The sequence below is a fragment of the Paraburkholderia sp. GAS448 genome (genome assembly GCF_050435685.1).
GTDB lineage: Bacteria > Pseudomonadota > Gammaproteobacteria > Burkholderiales > Burkholderiaceae > Paraburkholderia.
In genome coordinates this window covers 164,248-188,842 of record NZ_JBNDKT010000011.1, presented here as the reverse complement: position 1 = coordinate 188,842, position 24,595 = coordinate 164,248, and the positions used below count along the sequence as shown (strand labels likewise).

Annotated in this window: 22 protein-coding genes; 13 read left to right on the top strand and 9 right to left on the bottom strand. The window is 64.0% G+C overall.

What is annotated here, in order from left to right; all coding sequences use genetic code 11:
- Window positions 1-30: 30 nt before the first annotated feature.
- Complete coding sequence (locus tag P3T23_RS21405; RefSeq protein WP_429318121.1) at window positions 31-984, bottom strand: DMT family transporter; 954 nt, start codon at window positions 982-984, stop codon at window positions 31-33.
- A 289-nt stretch (window positions 985-1,273) separates the two neighbouring features.
- Here P3T23_RS21405 and dapC point away from each other — a divergent pair, with 289 nt between their 5' ends.
- The 6 genes from dapC to cls all read left to right on the top strand — a co-directional run bounded on the left by dapC (window position 1,274) and on the right by cls (window position 7,523).
- Window positions 1,274-2,494, top strand: coding sequence for a succinyldiaminopimelate transaminase (gene dapC, locus P3T23_RS21400; RefSeq protein ID WP_429318120.1), 1,221 nt, complete (start codon window positions 1,274-1,276; stop codon window positions 2,492-2,494).
- Window positions 2,495-2,548: 54 nt separating this feature from the next.
- Entirely contained in the window at window positions 2,549-3,376 is an 828-nt protein-coding gene (dapD, locus tag P3T23_RS21395; protein ID WP_429318119.1) for a 2,3,4,5-tetrahydropyridine-2,6-dicarboxylate N-succinyltransferase, read from the top strand.
- On the top strand, window positions 3,376-3,741 hold the full coding sequence (locus tag P3T23_RS21390) for an ArsC family reductase (protein WP_429318118.1): 366 nt from the start codon (window positions 3,376-3,378) through the stop codon (window positions 3,739-3,741). The genes dapD and P3T23_RS21390 overlap by 1 nt, the downstream gene beginning before the upstream one ends.
- A 124-nt stretch (window positions 3,742-3,865) precedes the next feature.
- Complete coding sequence (gene dapE, locus P3T23_RS21385) at window positions 3,866-5,005, top strand: succinyl-diaminopimelate desuccinylase (RefSeq protein WP_429318117.1); 1,140 nt, start codon at window positions 3,866-3,868, stop codon at window positions 5,003-5,005.
- A 16-nt stretch (window positions 5,006-5,021) separates the two neighbouring features.
- A complete protein-coding gene (gene prmB, locus P3T23_RS21380; RefSeq protein WP_429318116.1) occupies window positions 5,022-5,906 on the top strand; it encodes a 50S ribosomal protein L3 N(5)-glutamine methyltransferase in 885 nt (294 codons plus the stop codon).
- A 177-nt stretch (window positions 5,907-6,083) separates the two neighbouring features.
- Window positions 6,084-7,523: a cardiolipin synthase gene (gene cls, locus P3T23_RS21375; RefSeq protein WP_429318115.1), complete on the top strand. Its 1,440-nt coding sequence runs from the start codon at window positions 6,084-6,086 to the stop codon at window positions 7,521-7,523.
- Between the two features lie 94 nt (window positions 7,524-7,617).
- Here the strand turns inward: cls and P3T23_RS21370 are convergent, their stop codons facing one another.
- Window positions 7,618-8,097, bottom strand: a complete 480-nt coding sequence (locus P3T23_RS21370) for a glutathione peroxidase (RefSeq protein ID WP_429318114.1) — start codon at window positions 8,095-8,097, stop codon at window positions 7,618-7,620.
- Between the two features lie 123 nt (window positions 8,098-8,220).
- On the opposite strand from P3T23_RS21370, the gene P3T23_RS21365 reads away from it, so the two are divergent.
- Window positions 8,221-10,161, top strand: a complete 1,941-nt coding sequence (locus P3T23_RS21365; RefSeq protein WP_429318113.1) for an ATP-binding cassette domain-containing protein — start codon at window positions 8,221-8,223, stop codon at window positions 10,159-10,161.
- Between the two features lie 46 nt (window positions 10,162-10,207).
- Complete coding sequence (locus P3T23_RS21360) at window positions 10,208-11,281, top strand: CaiB/BaiF CoA transferase family protein (RefSeq protein WP_429318112.1); 1,074 nt, start codon at window positions 10,208-10,210, stop codon at window positions 11,279-11,281.
- Window positions 11,282-11,344: 63 nt separating this feature from the next.
- On the opposite strand, the gene P3T23_RS21355 is transcribed toward P3T23_RS21360, so the two are convergent.
- From P3T23_RS21355 to alr, 3 genes are all read right to left on the bottom strand, one after another.
- Complete coding sequence (locus P3T23_RS21355; protein ID WP_133662838.1) at window positions 11,345-11,611, bottom strand: DUF2866 domain-containing protein; 267 nt, start codon at window positions 11,609-11,611, stop codon at window positions 11,345-11,347.
- A gap of 174 nt (window positions 11,612-11,785) precedes the next feature.
- Window positions 11,786-13,162: a DNA repair protein RadA gene (gene radA, locus P3T23_RS21350; protein WP_429318111.1), complete on the bottom strand. Its 1,377-nt coding sequence runs from the start codon at window positions 13,160-13,162 to the stop codon at window positions 11,786-11,788.
- A gap of 50 nt (window positions 13,163-13,212) precedes the next feature.
- Window positions 13,213-14,283 carry an alanine racemase gene (alr, locus tag P3T23_RS21345; RefSeq protein WP_429318110.1) on the bottom strand — a complete coding sequence of 357 codons (1,071 nt, stop codon included), beginning with the start codon at window positions 14,281-14,283 and terminating at the stop codon, window positions 13,213-13,215.
- 218 nt (window positions 14,284-14,501) lie between these two features.
- Here alr and lplT point away from each other — a divergent pair, with 218 nt between their 5' ends.
- Together lplT and thiD are read left to right on the top strand one after the other, a co-directional pair.
- Complete coding sequence (gene lplT, locus P3T23_RS21340) at window positions 14,502-15,809, top strand: lysophospholipid transporter LplT (protein ID WP_429318109.1); 1,308 nt, start codon at window positions 14,502-14,504, stop codon at window positions 15,807-15,809.
- A gap of 124 nt (window positions 15,810-15,933) precedes the next feature.
- Complete coding sequence (gene thiD / locus P3T23_RS21335) at window positions 15,934-16,740, top strand: bifunctional hydroxymethylpyrimidine kinase/phosphomethylpyrimidine kinase (protein WP_429318108.1); 807 nt, start codon at window positions 15,934-15,936, stop codon at window positions 16,738-16,740.
- A gap of 107 nt (window positions 16,741-16,847) precedes the next feature.
- Here thiD and P3T23_RS21330 read toward each other — a convergent pair whose 3' ends face one another.
- Genes P3T23_RS21330 through tsaB form a run of 4 tightly spaced genes read right to left on the bottom strand, consistent with a single transcriptional unit; the run spans window position 16,848 to window position 20,113 of the window.
- Window positions 16,848-17,822 (bottom strand): DUF1853 family protein, encoded by a 975-nt coding sequence (locus P3T23_RS21330; protein WP_429318107.1) that lies wholly within the window; start codon window positions 17,820-17,822, stop codon window positions 16,848-16,850.
- The gene (locus P3T23_RS21325; RefSeq protein ID WP_429318106.1) at window positions 17,822-18,856 is read right to left on the bottom strand and encodes a uracil-DNA glycosylase family protein; all 1,035 of its coding nucleotides are present in this window, start codon (window positions 18,854-18,856) and stop codon (window positions 17,822-17,824) included. Before P3T23_RS21325 ends, P3T23_RS21330 begins: the two co-directional genes overlap by 1 nt.
- Entirely contained in the window at window positions 18,843-19,337 is a 495-nt protein-coding gene (gene rimI / locus P3T23_RS21320) for a ribosomal protein S18-alanine N-acetyltransferase (protein ID WP_133662831.1), read from the bottom strand. The genes P3T23_RS21325 and rimI overlap by 14 nt, the downstream gene beginning before the upstream one ends.
- Entirely contained in the window at window positions 19,334-20,113 is a 780-nt protein-coding gene (gene tsaB, locus P3T23_RS21315; protein ID WP_429318105.1) for a tRNA (adenosine(37)-N6)-threonylcarbamoyltransferase complex dimerization subunit type 1 TsaB, read from the bottom strand. The genes rimI and tsaB overlap by 4 nt, the downstream gene beginning before the upstream one ends.
- Window positions 20,114-20,262: 149 nt before the next feature.
- Here tsaB and P3T23_RS21310 point away from each other — a divergent pair, with 149 nt between their 5' ends.
- From P3T23_RS21310 to aceA, 3 genes are all read left to right on the top strand, one after another.
- Window positions 20,263-20,532 (top strand): acyl-CoA-binding protein, encoded by a 270-nt coding sequence (locus P3T23_RS21310; RefSeq protein ID WP_429318104.1) that lies wholly within the window; start codon window positions 20,263-20,265, stop codon window positions 20,530-20,532.
- 479 nt (window positions 20,533-21,011) lie between these two features.
- A complete protein-coding gene (locus tag P3T23_RS21305; RefSeq protein ID WP_429318103.1) occupies window positions 21,012-22,610 on the top strand; it encodes a DEAD/DEAH box helicase in 1,599 nt (532 codons plus the stop codon).
- 474 nt (window positions 22,611-23,084) lie between these two features.
- Window positions 23,085-24,389: an isocitrate lyase gene (aceA, locus tag P3T23_RS21300; RefSeq protein WP_133662827.1), complete on the top strand. Its 1,305-nt coding sequence runs from the start codon at window positions 23,085-23,087 to the stop codon at window positions 24,387-24,389.
- The last annotated feature ends 206 nt before the right edge of the window (window positions 24,390-24,595 follow it).

Sequence of the window (24,595 nt, the reverse complement as noted above, 5' to 3'; positions counted from 1 at the left end):
GATATGGCGCGCCCCGACAGGCAGAGGCAATCATACCATCGCGCGTCCCCGTTCCTGACGGTCGGAATCGGACTGAGAACCGATTTCCGGCTTTGCTTTCGCGCGGTGCACCCAGCTCGACAGCGCCGAAGCCAGCACGATGCACGCACCGCCCGCCCATTCGCGCGGGCCGGGCGTCTCGCCGGCAAAGAGCCAGGCCGACAGTGCCGTGATCACGATCTCGAACAGCATGATGATCGATGCGCGGTTGGCCGGCACGCGCGACAGCCCGTACTGCACAAGCATGTTGTTCGACGCCAGCACGAAGCCGAGGCCAAGTACGAGCAACGCGGCCGTGCCGAGATTGGCGCCCATGGGCGGCGCCGGCATCGCCTCGAACAACGACGCAAACGCACCGAAAAGCGCCGCGCCACCGAAAATAACCGCGGTGCGCATTTCGGGTTTCATGTCGGGCAGCACGCGGCTTGTCTTCACGATCAGAACGTTGCACAACGCAAAGCCCATGCCGCCGGCGAGCCCCGCCCATTCGGCGAGGTTCCCCGGCACCGGAATGCCGAGCTGCGGCGACCACAGCATCATCATCGCGCCGGCCAGCGACAGCGCCGAGAGCGCGGCGCCCGACCACGTCAGACGTTCGCGCAGGATGAAATGGGCAAAGACGGCGGTCCACGCCGGCGTGAGATAGAAAAGCAGCAGCACGCGCATGACTTCGCCGTGAATCGATCCCCACACGAAGCCGATGTTCGTCACGCCCGCTGCCAGCGCCAGTGCCAGCAGCAGCCAGTGCCACTTCACCGTCGCGATCGCGCTCCGGCGCACCAGCAGCACGAAGAGACACCCGGCGCCGCTCGTCAGCGCGCTCGCCGCCGTGCCCGTGACTCCCAGCGTCGCGAGCATGCGCAGCGGATACCAGACGAGGCCCCATACCGAAGCGCCCATCATGATTGCGAGCGTGGGCCAGCCGGTTCGGATCCAGTTTTTCATTGTTCAAAGCTCCTGCTGCGGCGCGCCCCTGCACGACGGCCGGCGTAGCGCCGCCCATCCAAGGTCATTCCGCCTGTTACTGCCTGCATGCCCCCTCCTTGCTGCGACCGCCGCGCCGGGGTCCCTCCCCCGCGCCGTGCCTGCCGCGTCTCCTGCCGTGGGTCTTAAGCCCTGCCCCCGTTCGGAAGGCTATAATCGTCCGGTTCTCGCGGGCAGCCACGCTCATTGTGGTCGCCACGCGCTGCCGCCACCTGTCTTCGCCCGTCTTCGATCAGGCTCGATCCGCCAAGTGAACCCGCTACTCGACTCCCTCCAGCCCTATCCATTCGAAAAGCTCCGCGCGCTTTTCAAGGACGTCACGCCGCCCGCCGCGCTCGCGCACATCAGCTTCGGCATCGGCGAGCCGAAACATCCGACGCCTGCGCTGATCCGCGATGCAGTTGTCGCATCGCTCGGCGGTCTTGCGTCCTATCCGGCCACCCTGGGCTCGGAAGCGCTGCGCGAGTCGATCGCGCGCTGGGTCACGACGCGCTACCACCTGCCGCCCATCAATCCGGCTACCCAGGTGCTGCCTGTCGCGGGCTCGCGGGAGGCACTTTTTGCGCTCGCGCAGACGGTGATCGATCCGCAGCGCAAAATCGATGGCCAGCCTGCGATCGTACTCTGTCCGAACCCGTTCTATCAAATCTATGAAGGCGCGGCGCTCCTCGCCGGCGCCCAGCCGTACTTCGCGAATAGCGACCCGGCGCGCAATTTCGCCTGCGACTACGCGGCGATTCCTGCCGATGTCTGGGCGCGCACGCAGCTGCTGTACGTGTGCTCGCCGGGCAATCCGACAGGTGCCGTGCTGACGCTCGACGACTGGCGCGAGCTGTTCGCGTTGTCGGACCGCTACGGCTTCGTGATCGCCTCCGACGAGTGCTACTCGGAAATCTATTTCGACGAGGCGAAACCGCCCCTTGGCGGCCTGGAAGCGGCGCACAAACTGGGCCGCGGCTTCGAGCGCCTCGTGATGCTGTCGAGCCTGTCGAAGCGCTCGAATGTGCCTGGCATGCGTTCGGGCTTTGTCGCCGGCGACGCCGCGATCCTGAAGAAATTCCTGCTGTACCGGACCTACCACGGCACGGCGCTGTCGACCGTCTATCAGACCGCCAGCATCGCCGCCTGGAACGACGAAGCCCACGTGCGCGAAAACCGCACGAAGTACGTGCAGAAATTCGCCACCGTCACGCCCATGCTCGCCGACGTGCTCGACGTGCGTCTGCCGGACGCCGCGTTCTACCTGTGGGCCGACGTGTCGCGCACTGGCCTGTCGGATACCCAGTTCGCCCAGCGCCTGTACGCCGACTATAATGTGACGGTTCTGCCCGGATCGTTTCTGGCGCGCACCGCGCACGACACAAACCCGGGTCGCAATTTCGTGCGCCTCGCGCTCGTGGCCGGTGTCGACGAGTGCACCGAAGGCGCCCAGCGCATCGTCGACTTTTGCCATTCGCTCGGCACGTCGTGAGACAACTGAGCGGCACCCTCTTCATCAGATTTCAACTTTTCAGAAACCACGAACATGTCGCAACAACTTCAGCAGATCATCGATAACGCCTGGGAAAACCGCGCCGAGCTGTCGCCGAAGGCCGCGCCCGCCGAAGTGCGCGATGCCGTCGCGCATGCAATCGAACAACTCGACAAGGGCGCGCTGCGCGTCGCCGAGAAGAAGGACGGCGACTGGGTCGTCAATCAATGGCTCAAGAAAGCCGTGCTGCTGTCGTTCCGCCTCGAAGACAACGTGCCGCAACCGGCTGGCGGCTACACCCAGTACTACGACAAGGTGCCGTCGAAGTTCGCGAATTACACCGCTGAAGACTTCGCCGCCGGTGGCTTCCGCGTCGTGCCGCCTGCCATCGCGCGCCGTGGCTCGTTCATCGCGAAGAACGTCGTGCTGATGCCGTCGTACACCAACATCGGCGCTTACGTCGACGAAGGCACGATGGTCGATACGTGGGCCACCGTCGGTTCGTGCGCACAGATCGGCAAGAACGTGCATCTGTCGGGCGGCGTCGGCATTGGCGGCGTGCTCGAGCCGCTGCAGGCGAACCCCGTCATCATCGAAGACAACTGTTTCATCGGCGCGCGCTCGGAAGTGGTGGAAGGCGTGATCGTCGAAGAAAACTCGGTGATCTCGATGGGCGTCTACCTCGGCCAGAGCACGAAGATTTACGATCGCGAAACCGGCGAAGTCACGTATGGCCGCATTCCGGCAGGTTCGGTGGTGGTGGCGGGCAATCTGCCGTCGAAGGACGGCTCGCACAGCCTGTACTGCGCAGTGATTGTCAAGAAGGTCGACGCGAAGACGCGCGCCAAGGTCGGTCTCAACGAGCTGCTGCGAGGCGATTGATGGCTCGCGCCAACAAAACCGTCGTCTACGGCATCCCGAACTGCGACACCGTGAAAAAGGCCCGGGTATGGCTGGAAGAACACGGCGTCGAGTTCGAGTTTCATGATTTCAAGAAAGCTGGCGTGACTGCGCCGCTCGTGCAGGACTGGTTGAAGGACGTGTCGCTCGACGCGCTGCTGAACCGGCGCGGCACGACGTGGCGCGGCCTGTCCGACGACATGAAGGCCGCCGCCGATACCGAAGCCGGAGCGATCGCGCTGATGATCCACAAGCCTTCCGTGATCAAGCGGCCGGTGGTCGTAGTCAACGGGCGGGTCAAGACGCTCGGGTTTTCGGAAGATCAGTACGCGACGTTGTTTGCCTAGCCGTTCCGGTTGACCGCGACGGCCATGATGGAACCATCCGGAACCATCGGGCTGCCGCATCAGACAAGCTGTTGCCGGCGCGCGCGCCGGCATTTTTTCATCCAAAAGTGGTTGCAAAGTATCCATGTCCGGCACTCTTGCCCTTACTGAACAGCTGATCGCACGCGCGTCCGTTACGCCCGACGACCAGCATTGCCAGAACCTGCTGATCGAGCGCCTGTCCGCGATCGGCTTCGTTTGCGAGACGATCGAATCGCAGGGCGTGACGAACCTGTGGGCCGTGAAACGCGGCACCGACGGCACGAACGGCAAGCTGCTTGCGTTCGCCGGCCACACCGACGTCGTGCCGACCGGTCCGCTCGAACAATGGACGTCGGCGCCGTTCAAGCCGACCCATCGCGACGGCAAGCTCTACGGCCGCGGTGCCGCGGACATGAAAACATCGATTGCGGGCTTCGTGGTCGCGAGCGAGGAGTTCGTCGCGGCGCATCCCGAACATCGCGGCTCGATCGCGTTTCTGATCACGAGCGACGAAGAAGGCCCCGCCACCGACGGCACGATCAAGGTCGTCGAAGCACTGGAGGCGCGTGGCGAGAAAATGGACTACTGCGTCGTCGGCGAGCCGACGTCAAGTCAGACGCTCGGCGATATGGTCAAGAACGGCCGGCGCGGCTCGATGTCGGGCAAGCTGACAGTCAAGGGCGTGCAGGGGCATATCGCCTACCCGCACCTTGCGAAAAATCCGGTGCATCTGCTGGCGCCGGCGCTGGCTGAACTCGTCGCCGAACGCTGGGACGACGGCAACGAGTATTTCCCGCCGACCACCTGGCAGGTGTCGAATCTCCACAGCGGCACCGGCGCGAGCAACGTGATACCTGGCCACGCCGAGGTGCTGTTCAATTTCCGTTTCTCGACCGCGAGCACCGTCGAAGGATTGCAGCGCCGCGTGCATGGGATTCTCGATAAACACGATCTGGAATACGACCTGAAATGGTCGGTCAGCGGCCTGCCCTTCCTCACGCCGCGCGGCAACCTGTCGAACGCCGTCGAAAAGGCGATCTGGGACGAAACCGGCGTCAAGACCGAACTGTCGACCACGGGCGGAACCTCCGACGGCCGTTTCATCGCACGCATCTGTGAACAGGTGGTCGAGTTCGGGCCGCCGAACGGCAGCATCCACAAGATCGACGAGCACATCGAAGTAGCGTTCATCGAACCGCTCAAGAATGTGTACCGCCGTGTACTCGAACAACTGATCGCCTGACCAAGGACACTCTGCGATGACGCTCCCGTTTTCCACCGTCCGCGACCTGCTGCGTTTCGCGGTCACGCGCTTCAATCAGGCGGAACTGTCGTTCGGCCATGGCTCATCGAACGCCTACGACGAAGCCGCCTATCTGATCCTCCATTCGCTGCATCTGCCGCTCGATCTGCTCGATCCGTTTCTCGACGCGAAGCTGACCGCTACCGAAGTCGACGCGATTTTGCGCGTGATCGAGCGTCGCGCCACCGATCGCGTGCCTGCCGCGTACATCACCCAGGAAGCGTGGATGCATGGCTTCCGCTTTCATGTCGACGAGCGGGTCATCGTGCCGCGCTCGTTCATCGGCGAGCTGTTGCAGGATGGCCTGCAGCCGTATGTCGAGGATCCTGAGCAGGTCAGCGCGGTGCTGGAACTGTGCACTGGCTCGGCCTCGCTCGCGATCCTCGCGGCGCATGCGTTTCCGAATGCTGATATCGATGCGGTCGACCTGTCCGCGCCCGCGCTCGAAGTCGCCGCGAAAAACGTCGCCGAGTATTCGCTCGACGAGCGCATCGCACTCTTCGAAGGCGATCTGTTCGCGCCTTTGGCCGAGCGCCGCTATGACGTGATCATCGCGAATCCGCCGTACGTCAACGCGGAATCGATGAAGTCCCTGCCCGCGGAATACCGTCACGAACCTGAGATGGCGCTTGCGGGCGGCGCGGACGGCATGGACATCGTGCGCCGCATCATCGGTGAAGCCCGAAACTGGCTGACCGACGAGGGCGTGCTGGTCGTCGAAATCGGCAACGAGCGGGCAAACGTCGAAGCGGCATTCGGGGGCCTCGACCTCGTCTGGCTGTCGACGAGCGCCGGCGACGACAACGTGTTCCTGATCCAGGCCGCCGATCTGCCAGGCTGAGATCTGGCCCGTTCGTCACATGCCGTCTTCGGGACGGTCGCGCCGCGCTGCGCGGCGCGACGACGTCGCAGTTCGGGCGCGACGCACCCGACAGGTCGAGCATCAGGTTCGGTAAGATAAGAAGACTGCCTGCGGCGCTTCCACAGGGAGGCGTCGGCGGGAATATTTCGGACGCTTATGCAATTCGACCTGCTTCATCTGGGGACACTGGTCGCGCTCGCTCACGTGCTGGGCACGATCGCGGCCTGCCACGCCATCCTGAACACCCGCACGTCGCAAGGCGCGATCGCATGGGCGGTATCGCTCGTCGCGATGCCCTATCTGACGCTCGTGCCGTATCTGTTCCTTGGCCGCAGCAAGTTCGCGGGCTACGCGGACGCGCGCCGGATCGAGAACGAATCGCTGCGCACACTCTCGCATCCGACTGAGTGGGATACATGCGCATCGTCGAGCGGTCACCCTACCGAAGAACTGGGTCATCGCGTGATCCGCTCGCTGACGCTGCTGGGCGGTATGCCTTTTCTCTCGGGCAATACGGTTCGCACACTGGTCAATGGAGAAGCCACGTTCGCATCGATCCTTGAGGCGATCGACGCCGCGCAGAAGTACGTGATCGTGCAGTTCTTTATCGTGAAGGCCGACGCGCTCGGTGAAATGCTCAAGGACGCGCTGCTGGCGAAAGCCGCGCAGGGCGTGCGCATCTTCTTCCTGTATGACAGCATCGGCAGTTTCGACCTGCCGCACCGCTACACGGCGGCCCTGCGTGCGGGGGGCGTCGACGTGCACCCGTTCGCGACCAACCGGAAGTTCGTCAACCGTTTCCAGCTCAATTTCCGCAATCACCGGAAAATCGTCGTGGTGGACGGCGAACGAGCGTTTGTGGGTGGTCATAACGTCGGCGTCGAGTATCTGGGCGGGCATCCGCCGCTCTCGCCATGGCGCGACACGCACATCGAGGTGCGGGGCCCCGCGGTGGCAAGCATCCAGTTCGTCTTCACCGAAGACTGGTACTGGGCCACGCAGCAGTTGCCGCCGTTCGAAGCGCCGTCGTACGTATCGACGGACGAAGGCATGCATTGCCTCGTCATCCCCAGCGGGCCGGCCGACAAGGTGGACACCTGCTCGCTGTTTTTCGTCGAAGCGATCAATGCCGCGCAGGAGCGCATCTGGATCACGACACCGTATCTCATCCCCGACGAAGCCGTGTCCTCCGCGCTGCGGCTCGCCGCGATGCGCGGCGTGGACGTACGGATCCTGATCCCGAGCAGGCGCGATCACATTGTCGTATTCGAGGCGTCGAAGCTGTATGCCTACGATGCCGTGCGCGCCGGTGTGCGGATCTTTCGCTACCGGCCGGGCTTTCTGCACGAGAAAGTGGTGCTGATCGACAGCATTGCGGCAGCGGTTGGCAGCGCGAATCTGGATAACCGGTCGTTCCGCCTGAACTTCGAGATCATGGTGCTGACCGTCGACCGCAAGTTCGCCGCCGAAGTCGAAGCGATGCTTGTGAAGGATTTCCAGGAGGCGTTCGAAATCAACCGGGACGAATACAGAAAGGCCCCCGCCTGGCGAAGGGTGGCGATGCACGTGGCCCGACTGTTCTCGCCTGTGCTTTGAGCGCCTTTGGATTTCCGCCAGGATTGCGTCGCCGGCGTTCAATCCGTCACCCTGCGCGAAAGCACGCCAACGTGGCAACGCCAGAACACAACGCCTATAGCGCCTTCTCGATATCCGCGACGATGGCTTCAGGTTTGGTGAGCGGCGCGTATCGCTTGATGACGGCGCCATCGCGGCCAATGAGGAATTTGGTGAAATTCCACTTGATCGCCTCGAGCCCGAGCAATCCCGGCGCTTCGCCTGTCAGGTACTGGTAGAGAGGATGCGCGTTTGCCCCATTGACGTCGATCTTGTCGAACATCTGAAACGTAACGCCGTAGTTCTTTTCGCAGAAACTGCCGATCTGCGCGGCATCGCCCGGCTCCTGTTTGCCGAACTGATTGCACGGAAACCCCAGCACCTCGAGCCCACGAGCAGCGTACTGCTCATGCAGTTTCTGCAGGCCGGCATACTGCGGCGTGAAACCGCATTCGCTCGCGGTATTGACGATCAGCAGCACCTTGCCCTGATACCGCTCCAGCCCGATTGGCTCACCGCCCAGCGTGGTAGCGGAAAACGTGTAAATCGATGTCATGTGCCCTCCAGCGGAAAGCGCCCAGTCTAAGCGAAAAGCCGCCCGGCGACAGCCGGCCGAACGGCCGATGCCTGCATCACGCGGCACAGTCTAAAATAGCGTTTTTTCCCGGCCGGCCATCTTGTGATCCGCTTCAATCAATTCAGCCTCGCGCGCGGCACCAAACCGCTCTTCGAACAAACCACGTTCACGCTCAACCCTGGCGAAAAAGCCGGGCTGGTGGGTGCGAACGGCGCGGGCAAGTCAACCCTGTTCGCCGTCCTGCTTGGCGAACTGCACGCTGACGCCGGCGATTTCTCGATGCCGCCGACGTGGCAGATCGCACACGTCGCCCAGGAAACGCCCGCTGCCGACAAGACCGCCCTCGCCTACACGCTCGACGGCGATACTGCGTTGCGCGCGATCGAAGCGCGCATCGCCGCCGCGTCCGCTGCACACGATGGTGCGGCCGAAGGCGAAGCGCACGCCGCCTTCGCCGACGCCGACGGGTACACCGCGCCGGCACGGGCGGAAGCATTGCTGCTCGGCCTCGGCTTCACGCTCGAACAGACGCGCGAGCCGGTCAGCAGTTTTTCCGGCGGCTGGCGTATGCGCCTGAATCTGGCCCAGGCGCTGATGTGCCGCTCCGACCTTCTGCTGCTCGACGAACCGACGAACCACCTGGACCTCGACGCGATCGTGTGGCTCGAAGAATGGCTGCACCGCTATCCGGGCACGCTGATCGTGATCTCGCACGACCGCGAGTTCCTCGATTCAGTCTGCAATGTCACATTGCACCTCGAGAACCAGCAAATCAAGCGCTACGGCGGCAACTACTCGCAGTTCGAAATCCTGCGTGCCCAACAGATTGCGCTGCAACAAAGCGCGTATGAAAAGCAGCAGAAAACCGTCGAGCATCTGCAAAGCTACATCAACCGCTTCAAGGCCCAGGCCACCAAGGCGCGTCAGGCGCAGAGCCGGGTGAAGGCGCTGGAGCGGATGGAGCTGATTGCGCCGGCGCACGCCTCTTCGCCGTTCACGTTCGAATTCCGCACGCCAGACTCCGCGCCGAACCCGATGATGGTGATGGAAGGCGTGCTGTGCGGCTACCGGTCAGAAGAAGGGGGCGAGATCCCGATCGTCCGGCATGTCACGCTATCGATCCAGAACGGGCAGCGTATCGGTCTGCTTGGCGCCAACGGCCAGGGCAAGTCGACGCTGATCAAGACCCTTGCCGGCACGCTTGCCCCGCTCGGCGGTCACGTGCGCGAAGGCAAAGGCCTGCGCATTGGCTATTTCGCGCAACATCAGCTCGAAACACTTCGGCCGGACGACTCACCCTTGCAGCATCTCGCCCGCCTCGCGCCCGACACGCGGGAGCAGGAACTGCGCGACTTCCTCGGCAGCTTCAATTTCTCAGGCGACATGGCAACGGCTGCAATCGCACCGTTCTCGGGCGGCGAAAAGGCCCGTCTCGCCCTTGCGCTTATCATCTGGCAGAAGCCAAACCTCCTGCTGCTCGACGAACCAACGAATCACCTCGACCTCGAAACGCGGCATGCGCTCACGATGGCGCTGGCGCAGTTCGAAGGCACGCTGATCCTCGTATCTCACGATCGCCACCTGCTGCGGGCCACCACTGACCAGTTCATGCTCGTCGCGAAACACCGGCTGGAGCCGTTCGACGGCGATCTGGACGACTATCGCGACTGGCTGCTGCAACATGCCGCCGACCAGCGCGCGGCGGCCAAAGCCGCGTCCGCGTCGGGCACGACTGAAGGCACCGGCGATGCGGCCGTAAACAGGAAGGAGCAGCGCCGTCTGGAAGCCGAAACGCGGCAGAAGCTGGCTCATCTGAAGAAGCCGCTGCAGTCGCGCATCACGAAGATCGAAAAAGAGATGGATACGCTGAACGCGGAGAAAGCGACGCTCGACGCGTTTGTCGCCGATCCAGCCAGTTACGAGCCTGATTGGAAAGCGAAACTGACGGATACCATCCGGCGTCAGGCGGATGTCACCGCGCGCCTCGAAACACTCGAAGCCGAATGGCTCGAAAAACACGAGGAACTCGAACAAATCGGCTAGCGGCGCTCATCATGGGCGCCGCACCGGCATCGATGAGAGGTTGGCCTTGCCGTCTCCTGCTGCATTGAAAGGCTTGCGCGTGCTCGACCTGACGCGTCTGTTGCCCGGCCCGGTTGCGACACTCCGGCTCGCCGAGCTGGGCGCCGACGTCCTGAAGATTGAGGCCCCGGGCGTCGGGGACCACGCCCGCACGATGATGCAAAGCCCGGCGGACCGGCTCGCCGGCAGGCCGGGGGCGTTCTACCGGCTCGTCAACCGCGGCAAGCGTGAGACCCGGCTGGATCTGAAATCGGAAGCCGGTCGCACGGTGCTACGTGCGTTGGCGCGTGAAGCGGACGTGCTGGTCGAGAGCTTCCGGCCTGGTGTCATGGAACGGCTTGGCGTCGGCTATGACCTGTTGCGGGTCGAAAATCCGAAGCTCGTCTATTGCGCGATCACAGGTTACGGGTCTGAAGGACCGTACGCGGCTTTCGCCGGACACGATCTGAACTATGTCGCCTATGCAGGCGTCCTCGATCAGCTGGTTGCGCGCGACGGCACGCCGATCATGCCTAATTTCCAGATCGCCGACCTGCTGGGCGGTGCCCTCTCGGCGGTCACGCAGATACTCGCGGCGCTCTGGCACGTCGCGCGGGGAGGAAACGGCCGCTTCATCGACATCTCGATGACACACGCCGTGTACGCCAACAATATCGTCGCCCAGATCGCGCTCGCCAACGAGGGGGCAGCGCCACGTGCCGGGGGCGGTCTGCTGAATGGCGGCGTGCCCTGCTACAACCTGTACCGCACGCTCGATGGGCGCTGGCTTGCGATCGGCGCGCTGGAACACAAATTCTGGGAAACGTTGTGCGCGGCGCTAGGCCGCGAAGACTGGACAGACCGGCACTGGAGCCTCGGACAGGCGATCGGTGGCCCGGACGCCGTCGCGCTGACGCAGGAACTGGCCGCCGTGATTGTTGGTGAGACGCTTGACGACTGGCTCGCGCTGCTGGAACCGCTCGACTGCTGCGTCGCCCCGGTGCTGACAGCCGCCGAGGCAGCGCGGCACCCGCTGTTCAACCCCGAGTTCGCAGGGTCACCGGACGACCAGGATGATCTGGACCCGTACGCTGCACCCTAGATGACCGCCCAGGACGGTACTTGTTGCCAACCTGGCCCGCATTACACCGGCCGCCGGACACTTTCAACGCCGCGGCAAGGTCTGCCGGGGCGCGGACTCGTCGTCGATGAGCACGTGCTTGCGCCCTTCGACGTGCCGTTCGATAGTGGCGCGCACTTCATCGGCGGTCACATCTTCGGCGACGACCCGACGCGAAATCTGCCCGGCCGTGTCGATCCATTCGACAATGCGGCAACCGCGGCCACCCCACGGTTGGCGGATCGGCTCCGACACACGACAGCCGCGCAGATTCATGAGGCGCTCGGCCACGGATTCATGAGACTGTTTCAAGACGCCATCCTTTCCGCTCTTGACGGACTGCTAACCCGGGCAGGATAGGGAAAACGCGTGTCCTGCGGGTTACAGGCGGCGTAGAGATATTTACGACACATTACGCCGTAAGGCACGCCGATTGCCCGTCGCGCTGGCCCAGCGGGAGGCGCCAGCCGGCCTCAGCTACCGCCCTCAGTCGAGATCCCGGACCTGATCGATAGCCTGCTCGATCCGCTCGACAGCAATGACGCGCAGACCGTCAATTGCCTGTTTGGGCGCATTCGCCTTTGGAATCACCGCGATCGTAAAGCCGAGCTTGGCCGCCTCCTTCAGGCGTTCCTGGCCGCGCGGCGAGGGTCGGATCTCGCCGGCAAGTCCGACTTCTCCGAACACGAACAGTCCCTTTGGCAGCGGCTTGTTGCGCAGCGACGACTGAATGGCGAGCAGCACGGCAAGATCGGCGGCCGGCTCGGTAATCTTCACGCCGCCGACCGCGTTCAGAAACACATCCTGGTCAAAACAGGCGATGCCCGCGTGCCGATGCAGTACCGCGAGCAGCAGCGCGAGACGATTCTGTTCGAGCCCGACAGCAAGCCGCCGTGGGTTGGGCACATGGGCTGTATCCACCAGCGCCTGGATTTCGACGAGCAGCGGCCGCGAGCCCTCCTGCGTCACGAGCACGCACGAACCCGGCACCGTCTGCTCATGCTGCGACAGAAACAGCGCCGACGGATTCGCCACGCCGCGCAGCCCGCGCTCAGTCATTGCGAACACACCGAGTTCGTTTACCGCGCCAAAGCGGTTCTTGAAGGCTCGCACCAGCCGGAACGACGAGTGCGTGTCGCCTTCGAAGTACAGCACGGTGTCGACGATGTGCTCGAGCACGCGAGGACCGGCGAGGTTGCCCTCTTTGGTCACGTGGCCGACCATGATGATCGCCGTGCCTGACTGCTTGGCCACACGCGTCAACTGGGCCGCGCACTCCCTGACCTGCGCGACCGAACCGGGCGCCGATGTGAGCGCGTCTGAATAGATCGTCTGGATCGAATCGATGACCGCGACATCGGGACGCTCGGCCTCGATCGTTGCCTGAATCTTTTCCAGCTGGATCTCGGCGAGCAGTTTGAGTTCGCTCGCCTTCGACTGCGGGTCGAGCAGCGAAAGCCGTTGCGCGCGCAACGCAATCTGTGCGGCGGACTCTTCGCCGCTCACATAGAGCGCACGCCGCTCGCTGGCGATTTCCGCGAGCGACTGCAACAGCAACGTCGATTTGCCAATGCCCGGATCGCCGCCGATCAGCACGACACCGCCCGCCACCAGCCCCCCGCCCAGCACCCGGTCGAACTCGCTCACGCCGGTCGAAAAGCGCGGCACGTCGGATGCGTCGATGTCCGCGAGCCGCTGCACCGCAGCGCTTTTCGCGAGCGACTGGAACCGGTGTGCCGAGGGGGATTCCGCAATGCTTTCGACGAGCGTGTTCCACGCGCCACACGCGGGGCACTGCCCTTGCCACTTGGGCGCCTGCCCGCCGCACTCGGTGCAGGTGTACAACGTCTTCTGTTTAGCCACGCGCCCTTCCCGTTACTGCACTGTTTTTATCGTTGTCCGGCGGGACGCTGTTATTCGGCACGCACGGGCACGCGCTGCGCCACGGCGCACATCAATTCATAGCCGATCGTTCCGCACGAGCGGGCGACGTCGTCGATCGGCAGGTTCGCACCCCACAGCTCGACGCGCGAGCCGACGTTGGCAGTCGGGCACGGGGTCAGGTCCACGGTGATCATGTCCATCGATACCCGGCCCACCAGACGGGTCAGCACACCGTCGACGATCGCCGGCGTACCTTCCGGCGCGACGCGGGGATAGCCGTCGGCATAGCCGCACGCCACCACGCCGATGCGCATCGGTCCGCGGGCCGCAAAGGTCGAACCGTAGCCGACGCTTTGCCCCTCGGCGAGCGTCTGCACGGCGATCAGCTCGGAGGCAAGCGTCATGGCCGGCTGCAGCCCGGTTCCCTGGATGTCCGCCGTCACACCTGATGGCGATGCGCCATAAAGAATGATGCCCGGGCGCACCCAGTCGAAATGGGCAGCGGGATGCCACAGCGTCGCCGCCGAGTTCGACAGGCTGCGCGCGCCCGCAATCCCCTCTGCGCCGCGCTCGAAGGCTTCCATCTGGTACGCGACGCCGCGCTCGCTGTCGGCGTCGGAGAAATGCGTCATGAGCGTGATCTGGCCGACGCCCTGACATGCACGGGCCCGCTCCCACGCGGCGCGAAAACGCTCAGGCGTATAGCCGAGACGGTTCATGCCGCTGTTCATCTTCAACTGGATATTGACGGGCTTCGACAGACGCGCCATTTCCAGCATGCGCATCTGCTCGTCCGAATGCACTGCCGTGCTCAGGCTGTAACGGTCGACGACATCGAGATCGGTCGGACGGAAAAAGCCTTCCAGCAGCAATATTGGACCGGCCCAGCCCAATTCACGCAACTTCACGGCTTCTTCGAGGTCGAGCAATCCGAAGCCGTCGGTTGCACGCAAACCCGGGAACACCCGCGCGAGCCCGTGACCATACGCATTAGCCTTCACGACGGCCCAGATCCGGGACTTCGGCGCGTAGCGGCGGACGACGGCGAGATTATTGGCGAGAGCGGCGGTATGAATGGTGGCTGAGAGCGGGCGCGGCATGGGATGTTTTCGTAAAGACGCTTGCGAATCAGCGGCTTACAGTGCGTTTTCAGCGCTCTGGAGCCCGCTGGACGGTGCGATCAAGGATTCTGCTAGTCTGAATACAGCTATTTTCGTGATATAAAGCCGTGCGCACAACCCATTTCGAACGGAATAAGCCCGGACGCACTCCACACGGCCGGGGCGGACGGACCGCAGCGAGGACAGCATCGCATCAGATGAAAAAAGGTTTTTACACCATCATGGCCGCGCAGTTTTTTTCCTCGCTGGCCGACAATGCGCTTCTGATTGCTGCTATTGCACTGCTGAAAGATCTTCACGCCCCGAACTGGATGACGCCGCTGCTCAAGCTGTTTTTTGTGCTGTCGTACGTCGTTCTGGCTGCCTTCGTAGGGGCCTTCGCCGACTCCCGACCGAAGGGTCAGGTGATGTTTGTGACCAATACGATCAAGGTCGTCGGCTGCATCACGATGCTGATCGGAGCGCACCCGCTCATTGCTTACGGCATCGTTGGATTTGGCGCCGCCGCCTACTCTCCCGCGAAATACGGCATTCTCACGGAGCTGCTGCCACCTGACCGGCTCGTCGCGGCGAACGGGTGGATCGAAGGCACGACGGTCGGATCCATCATTCTGGGCACCGTTCTAGGCGGCGCACTCATCAGCCCGCACATCGCAGCCCCCATCCTCCGGCACCACATCCCCACGATCAACACTCCCGCCGAAGCCGCGATGCTCGTGATCGTGGTGTTCTATGTGATCGCCGCGCTCTTCAACCTTCGTATTCCCGATACGGGCGCCCGCTATCCGCGACAGGAACGCGGCCCAATCAAGCTCATTACCGATTTCGCCGACTGCTTCCTGATTCTGTGGCGCGACAAGCTCGGTCAGATCTCGCTCGCCGTCACGACGCTCTTCTGGGGTGCGGGCGCGACGCTTCAGTTCATCGTGCTGAAGTGGGCGGAAGTGTCGCTCGGCATGTCGCTGTCGGAAGGCGCGATCCTGCAGGCGGTGGTCGCGGTCGGCGTGGCGGCGGGCGCGGTCATCGCCGCCGCGAAGGTGCCGCTCAAGAAGTCACTGTCGGTGCTGCCGGTCGGCATCATCATGGGCATCGCCGTGATGCTGATGGCGTTCTATACGAAGGACCTGTTTCCGTCGCACTGGGGCCTCTATTTCGGCAGAATGCACGTCTCCGGCTATCTGCTGATTGCCTATCTGTTCCTGATGATCGTCGGCGGCCTGTCGGGCTTTTTTGTGGTGCCGATGAATGCGCTGCTGCAGCATCGCGGACACGTGCTGCTCTCGGCCGGTCACTCGATCGCCGTGCAGAACTTCAACGAAAATCTCTCGGTGCTCGTCATGCTGTGCCTCTACGCGGTACTCGTGTGGCTCGACGTGCCGGTATCGGTGGTGATCGTGCTGTTCGGCACCTTCGTCTGCCTGATGATGTGGCTCGTGATGCGGCGGCACCTCGCCAACCAGCGCGCCTTCGATTCGGTCGCGCTGATAGGCGAAGTCAAGCACTGACCTGACACGCGGGTCCGGCGTTACGGCGCTCACGCGCTTCGGGCGTCCGGCCCAACCCTGTTCTACGGCTGTTCTACGGCTGTTCTCGGCGCATGCTTTTTTCACGCTTCCCGCACGTTCTACGATGACTCAACCGATTCCCAACGTCCTGACGATCGCGGGTTCCGATTCCGGCGGCGGCGCCGGGATTCAGGCCGACCTCAAGGCGTTTTCCGCACTCGGCGCGTATGGCGCAAGCGTGATCACGGCGCTGACCGCCCAGAACACGCGCGGCGTGACAGCCATTCATACGCCCGATCCGGCCTTCATCACGGCACAGCTCGACGCCGTGTTCGACGACATCCGCATCGACGCAGTGAAGATCGGCATGCTCGCCAATGCGCAGATCGCGCGCGCAGTCGCCGATGCCTTGCGACGTCACCGGCCGAAATACGTCGTCCTTGATACCGTGATGATTTCGAAGAGCAATCACGCGTTGCTCGCCCCCGATGCAGTGGCCGCCGTGCGCGACGAACTGTTGCCGCTCGCTGACCTGCTCACGCCGAACCTGCCGGAAGCGGCTGCGCTGCTCGGTGAGACAGCCGTCACCGATGAAGCCGGCATGATCCGCCAGGGCGAGGCGCTACGTGCGCTCGGCGCGCGCGCGGTGCTGATGAAGGGCGGTCATCTTTCCGCTGTCGACAGTCCCGACTGGCTGATTCAGGACAGCGGCACGCTGCGGCTCGGCGGCCCACGTGTGCCGGTCAAGAATACGCACGGGACCGGCTGCACGCTGTCATCGTCGATTGCCGCGCTGATTCCGCAACGCGGCGATCTCGCGAGCGCGGTCGCGGACGCCAAGCAATATCTGACGGGTGCGCTGCAGGAAAGCGACCGGCTCGATGTCGGCAGCGGCGTCGGCCCGGTGCATCATTTTTATCGCTGGTGGTAACGCTGGCGATCAATATGCAGGCGAGGCGGCGTGCAGGTTCAGCCGTTGCGTCCTAAGCGCCCGCGCCCGTTCAACCACTACCGCGCGAAGCGTCGCCCTCCGATCGGTCACTGACGCGCGAACGCCTGCCCCCGCCCTGGCCAGTCATCGGGAACGATGAAGCCACGCGAGCGTTCCAGCCAGCGGCCGGTCTCGTCGTGTGCGAACGCGGCGACCATCGTGGGGCCGGTCTGCCGCTCGAGCCGGCCGAATAGCGTGGCCGCGTCGACGAACGCGGTTTCCGGGGTAACCTCCCCCGTTTCATAACGCCGCGGCGCCAGCCACTCGAGCCGCGGCAGCACCTTCCATGCGTCTGCATGTCCGTCGGCGAATGCCGGCCAGTCCTCGCGCGTCGTCCACCAGCCACGCGCATGCGCCGGATCGACTTCCGGCGGATCCTGCGTCGCCTCGCCAGTCCGGTAAAAGAGCCACCCCTTGACGCACATCTGCGGTTCCCACGGACCGCGATGGCCGAGCGTCGCAAACTCTTCGCGCGCGCTGAGCGGCAACTGATGATCGAGCAGATGTGACAGCTTCAGATCGAAGCGATCCTGCAGATTCGGACCGACGTAGTCCGCAAGCCGCGCACGCCCGTCGCCCGCGTGCAGATAGCACTTCACCGCGAGTTCCCAGTGCAGGCGCCGCCCGCTTCCCGTTTCCACCAGAAAGTCGCATTCGCCGAGCGTCACGCCCGCGCGCCGCAGCGCGACGTTGGCTGCCACGAGCCGGGCCGCGGGTCCATTCATCAGAAACCAGCCCAGCAGGCATTCGGCGTAGCGGCCAAGCCGCGTGATGCGCGACGCCGCGATGTGTCGATGCAAGGCCTCCGGCGCGGCGTCGAGTGCGAACAGCCAGTCGATGGCGGCGGCTTCTTCGTCGGTGGTTTCGAACGGAATCGCCAGTCTTCCGACAGGCGGTTGTGCACGCAACAGATCCGGGCTGAACAGCAGCCAGGCCAGATCGCGCACGACCGCGTCGCGCAGGGCGTCGAACCGCGCAGCGGGTGCCACGGCAGGCGCGACCGGAAGAGGCGCGGCGTTCATCAGCTGGCCGGCCCGCCAGCCGCCTTGCGCCACGTATCGCGCGCGAGACACAGATCGGCCCAGGCTTTCGCCTTGTCGGGCAGACTGCGCAGCAGATACGCCGGGTGGTACGTGACGATCACCGGCACGCCTTCGTACTCGTGGACGCGACCACGCAGCGACGAGATGCTCGCGTCCGTCTTCAGCAGGCTTTGCGCGGCAAAGCGCCCGAGCGCGACGATCAGCTTCGGCTTGACGAGCGCCACCTGCCGCTGCAGATAAGGCTCGCAGCGCGCGACTTCGTCGGGCTCCGGATTGCGGTTGCCGGGCGGCCGACACTTGATGACATTCGCGATATAGACGTTGGTGTCGCGCGCGAGCGTCAGCGCGCGCAACATGTTGTCGAGCAGCTTGCCCGCCTGACCGACAAACGGCTCGCCCTGGCGATCTTCGTTTTCGCCAGGCGCTTCTCCGATCAGCATCCAGTCGGCGTTGCGATCGCCCACGCCAAATACCGTGTTGGTGCGTTTCTCGCACAGGCGGCAGCGTTCGCAGGATGCGACGCGCGCGCTCAACGCGTCCCAGTCGAGGGTTGCAATCGACGGTACGTTCGCGTCGACGCTGTTTTCGCGCGCCGCTGCGGGCGCGCCCCCGGGGACGTCGGTTGGGAGATCGTCGAACCATGCGAGATCGTCGGGATCGGGCGTCGTTGCGGGTTGCTCAGGTGCACCGGTTTTGCCCGCTGGCCGCGGCATGTCATGCGGCCCCGTTTCGTCGCGCAGGCGTATCGCGGACTCCCCGCGATCTGTCGATTGCCGCATCACCGGTTGTACGGCAGCGTCAGTTTCCGTAGCCGCTACCGGCTCAGGCTGCCGCCCAATGGCCGGACGCGATGGCTCGCGCGAGGTTTCCTGCGAAATGCTGGCCTCCTGGCGGGCGGGCACGGCTGCCGCCGTCACTGCTTCCGTGGCGGCCGCCGTCGGCTGCCCCATTCCGCGCCGCACCCAGAGCGGCGAGAGTCCGAGCTCTTCCAGAGCGGATTCATGCAGCGCCATCCGCGCCCTCCCTTGCAAACGAAAAACGCATCACGATGGCATCCTCCCGGCCGCGATGCCGCGCCGGATAATAGTTCTTGCGCCGACCGATCGACGAGAAACCGAATTGCTCATAAAGCCGGATGGCGCGGTGATTGGACGGACGCACCTCGAGCAGGAGTCCGTCGAGCTTCTCGGCGCGCGTAATGCGCACCGCCTCGCGCAACAACGCGAGACCCGCGCCCGCACCCTGCGCTTGCGGCGCCACGCACAGATTCAGCAGATGCATTTCGTCGACGACGGGCATCAACACGCAGTAGCCGATCAGCGTACCGGTGACATGCCGCAGACACACGCCGAAATACCCGTTGCGCAACGAGTCGCCGAAATTACCGCGACTCCACGGAAACTCGTAGGCGATTTTCTCGATGGCCGCGACCTCGTCCAGATCGCTTTCTGTCATGGGCGACATGTAGCGGTCGGCCAGTAACACGCCACTCATCGCCCGCCCTCGCCGGCTGCCTGCCGAACCGCGTGCGCGCGCTTCGCAGCCATGCGCTCGGCGGTGGTTTGTGCAACCTTGTCGCGGATGTATTCCGGCGCGGCCTGATCGGCGGGCACGGTGCGGCCCGCACGAAACGCACGAAGCCCGGCCATCGCGACCGGCAGCGCATTCGGCAGCGCTTCTGCGTCGATCACCTGGGCGCGCGCGCCCGCCTCGAGCCGCGCACCAAACGCAGCGGCTGCGTTGCCCGCGAGCGTAAACGGAACATCGGGCAATACGAGCCCGTCGGGAGCATCGAGCGATGCCGGATGAACCACGCGCCAATCGCCCTGTTCGACATCCCAGGCGTAGTCGGCCCAGTAGACTTCGTCCATGCGGGCGTCGAGCGCGGCGAGCACGCGGGTCGTCGACGGAGCGCGCAGCCGCGCGCTCTCGGCGCAGGCGAGCAGCGTGCCGACCGGCACAACCGGCACATCGAGTCCGAATGCGAGCCCCTGCGCGACGCCCGTTGCAGTGCGCAGGCCCGTGAACGAACCGGGGCCCGCACCGAACGCAATCGCATCGCAGTCGGCAAGCGTCAGGCCAGCTTCGGCAAAGAGCTCGCGGATAGCGGGCAAAAGGCGCGTGCTGGACACCGCACCGGTCGCCTCATGGCGCGTCCAGACGCGCGGCGCGGAAGCAGTCGAATCCGTCGGCGACGCGTCGGCGGACAAAAGTGCGACCGAACAGAACTCGGTCGACGTATCAAGGGCAAGCAGCACAGTTTGAGTCATGACCGCTATTGTAATGCGGCGCCCCGTGTTGCCGGACGTGATCCGCGCCGCCCGCCAGCGATGAATTGTCTGGAAGAATCGTTCCAGCCCTGTCACCGGCGTCGCTTGATATGATCACCGGCCAATCTCGAAATGGCATGGAGGATCAAATGAGCGACGTCGACGCGCTGTTCGCGCAAGCCCACGAAGAAGTGCAGCAACTGCCGGAGCGGCCAGGCAACCTGACGCTGCTGCGTCTCTACGCGCTGTACAAGCAGGCGACCAGGGGTGACGTCCACGGCGACAAGCCCGGCTTCACCGACCTCGTCGGCAAATACAAGTACGACGCGTGGGCCGCGCTTAAGGGCACAGCGCAGGACACCGCAAAACAGCAATACGTGGAACTGGTCGAATCGCTAAAGAACGGCACGGCCGCGTGACCAAAAGCGGAGCGGCCGCCTGAACGCGCGGCTTCCTCCCCTCCGCGAGCCACCCTGTGCGGCCTTGACCTCCAGGAATCAGGCAGGACTGGCCGCTGTGCCCGAATCTCTCAAAAACAGTTCTCGAATGTGGCGCAGTGCAGCAAAACCCGATACAATGCTGCCTGCGCTTCACTGCTTTGCCCGGTTTTCAGTCCGGCCGTTGCGGCGCAGCGCCTCGTAGCGTTTTGCTCCAATCCAGTTTAGAACCTGTCCCCTCCTGCCAGCAGGCCTTCTTTCAGGCCGTCAAGTACCAGGCTGGCGACAATGCCAATATCGGCTTGTCGCATCCGATACAGCTTCTAACGAAAAGCTCGCCTTTATTGTTGCGAGCTGCCCCCGTTTTTCGATTTGCTCGCTGCTTCTTTGCTCGCTGAATCCGACGACTTGGGTATGCCGATTGGCGCCGACGTTTTATTCCCTGTGTTTCAAGGATTCTCATGACTTCGAGCAATACCCCCAGCCCGCTGAACGCCATCGCCGATCAAGCCCTCGGTCTCGACACGCCCGCCACCGTTGCTACGCCTGACGCAGCGACCGTTGCAGCCGTTGTCGAAACCGCCGCACCGACCGGCCCGTCGTTCGCGTCGCTTGGCCTGTCGCCGGATATCGTTTCCGCGCTGACGGCCGCCGGCTACTCGGCGCCGACGCCCGTCCAGCAGCGCGCGATTCCCGCTGCCATCGCTGGCCGCGACCTGCTGGTGTCGAGCCCGACCGGCTCAGGCAAGACGGCAGCCTTCATGCTGCCCGCCATCGAGCGCTTCGCGCAGTTGCAAAAGACCCTGGCGGCCCAACCGCGTGAGCCGCGCGCAGCCGACGGCGACCGCCGCGCGCGCCGTCCGCAGCCGGTCGCACGTCCGGCCCTGCTGGTTCTCACGCCGACCCGCGAACTCGCCATGCAGGTGACCACGGCCGCATCGACGTACGGCAAGCACCTCAAGCGCCTGCGCACTGTCAGCATTCTCGGCGGCGTCGCCTATGGCCAGCAATTGATGCTGCTGGCCAAAAACCCTGAAATTCTCGTTGCCACGCCGGGTCGCCTGATCGACCACCTCGAGCGCGGCCGGATCGACCTGTCGCAACTGCAGATGCTCGTCCTCGACGAAGCCGACCGCATGCTCGACATGGGCTTCATCGACGACATCGAAACGATCGTCGCAGCCACGCCTGCTTCGCGTCAGACGATGCTGTTCTCGGCTACGCTCGACGGCAAGATCGGTTCGCTGACGGGCCGTCTGCTGAAGGATCCGGAGCGCATCGAGATCGTCCAGCGCATGGAGCAGCGCACGAACATCGCGCAGACCGTGCACTACGTCGACGACCGCGACCACAAGGATCGTCTGCTCGATCACCTGCTGCGCGATGCCGGTCTCGACCAGGCCATCGTGTTCACGGCGACCAAGATCGACGCCGACCAGCTCGCCGGCCGTCTCGCCGACGCGGGTTTCGAATCGGCTGCCCTGCACGGCGACCTGCCGCAAGGCGCGCGTAACCGCACCATCAAGGCACTGCGCGAGCGTCGCGTGCGCGTGCTCGTGGCCACCGACGTCGCTGCACGCGGCATCGACATCCCGGGCATCACACACGTGTTCAACTACGACCTGCCGAAGTTCGCTGAAGACTACGTGCACCGTATCGGCCGTACCGGCCGCGCCGGCCGCTCGGGTATTGCCGTGAGCCTCGTGCACCACGCCGAACAAGGCGCGTTGAAGCGCATCGAGCGTTTCGTGCGTACCCCGCTGCCAGTCAATGTCGTGGAAGGCTTCGAGCCGCGCAAGTCGGCTCCGTCCGGCAATGGCCGCGGCGGTTTCGGCGGCGGCCGTGGCCGTCCGGCCGGCGGCAACGGCGGCGGCCGTCGCTTTGGCAGCGGCGCTGGCGGCGGCAAGCCGTCAGGTACCGGAAGCGGTGCACGTAGCGGCGGCGGCTGGGCCGGCAAGTCGTCGGGCGGCGGTTCGCGCGAAGGCTACGGCGGTTCGCGTGACGGCGGTTACGGCGCACGCCGCAGCGACGGTCCGCGTACTGCGCGTCGCGGCAGCTAACAGGTTCAACGATAGCTGAGCAGCAGCCGACGGGCGCAGAGGCCGCGGGTCGACCTCGAGCAGAGGTCCTGCGGCACCCACGCCGCCCAGATGGAAGCGTCAGCGGACAGCAGTCTGCAGCCCGCATAAAGAGAACCGGTGCCCGCGCACCGGTTTTTTTTCGTCCTCGTTTTCATCCACGGTTAAATTTCACAATGTGGAAAATTTTTTTGCGTCGTAAAAAATGTTGCTGCGTGGCACAACCAACCCTGTTGCAACAGGGAAAATCTGATTTCTTATTGCGAAATTACATCAATAACACATTGATTAATAACAAATAAAAAACCACGAAAAAGCTTCCTCGACGGCTGTTGCACCGATCCCCATTTGCCTAGACTCTTATATAAGACTTCACGAACAAAGTACCCTGCGAAGAGGGCGTCGCTGAAGACACGAGTTGACTGATCCATTACCCAGGCAATCAAGGAGCACACCATGTCACGTCAAGAGCAAGCACAGCAACTCCAGCAGCAATGGGATACCGATCCGCGCTGGAAAGGTATCAAGCGCACCTACACCGCTGACGATGTGGTGCGCCTGCGTGGTTCCGTGCCCGTCGAGCACACGCTCGCAAAGCGCGGCGCGGAAAAGCTGTGGGAATCGATCCACAACGAGCCGTTCGTCAACGCGTTGGGCGCGCTGACCGGCAATCAGGCGATGCAGCAGGTGAAGGCCGGTCTGAAGGCGATCTATCTGTCGGGCTGGCAGGTGGCGGGCGACGCCAACGTCGCCGGTGAAATGTATCCCGACCAGTCGCTCTATCCGGCGAACTCGGTGCCGCTCGTCGTGAAACGTATCAACAACACGCTGACGCGCGCCGACCAGATCCAGTGGTCCGAAGGCAAGAATCCGGGCGACGAGGGCTACGTCGATTTCTTCGCACCGATCGTCGCTGACGCAGAAGCCGGTTTCGGCGGCGTGCTGAATGCATTCGAACTGATGAAGTCGATGATCGAAGCCGGCGCCGCGGGCGTGCACTTCGAAGATCAGCTCGCATCGGTGAAGAAGTGCGGCCACATGGGCGGCAAGGTGCTCGTGCCGACCCGCGAAAACATCGCGAAGCTCACCGCCGCACGTCTGGCCGCCGATGTGTCCGGCACGCCGACCATCCTGCTCGCCCGTACGGACGCCGAAGCCGCCGACCTCGTGACGTCGGACATCGACGACAACGACAAGCCGTTCCTGACCGGCGAGCGCACGGTCGAAGGCTTCTACCGCACGAAGCCGGGTATCGAGCAGGCCATTTCGCGCGGCCTCGCCTATGCGCCGTACGCCGACATGATCTGGTGCGAAACCGGTAAGCCGGACCTCGAATTCGCGAAGAAATTCGCCGAAGCGATCCACAGGCAGTTCCCGGACAAGCTGCTGTCGTACAACTGCTCGCCCTCGTTCAACTGGAAGAAAAACCTCGACGACGCGACGATCGCCAAGTTCCAGAAAGAACTCGGCGCGATGGGCTACAAGTTCCAGTTCATCACGCTGGCCGGCTTCCACGCGCTGAACTACTCGATGTTCAACCTCGCGCACGGCTATGCACGCACGCAGATGAGCGCGTTCGTCGAAATGCAGCAGGCGGAATTCGCTGCAGCCGAAAAGGGCTTCACGGCTGTCAAGCATCAGCGCGAAGTCGGCACCGGCTACTTCGACGCCGTGACGCAGACGGTCGAGCGCGACGCATCGACGACCGCGCTGCACGGTTCGACGGAAGACGAGCAGTTCTTCGACAAGAAGGTCGCATAACGTCGGGACCGACTGGACAGGCGGCAGAGCGCCTGAGTGGCACGGCAGGCGCAAATCAGGGAGAAGCGGCCCCGCAGAGGGCCGCCGTCAGAACAGAAACGGCAGCGGGTTACGACCTGCTGGCCGGGGCTGAGCTTGTGAGAAACCGTGGCGCAGCATCCCCGCGCCCCGGGTGAGCATAACCCGCGCTGGCCTACCCGCCGGCG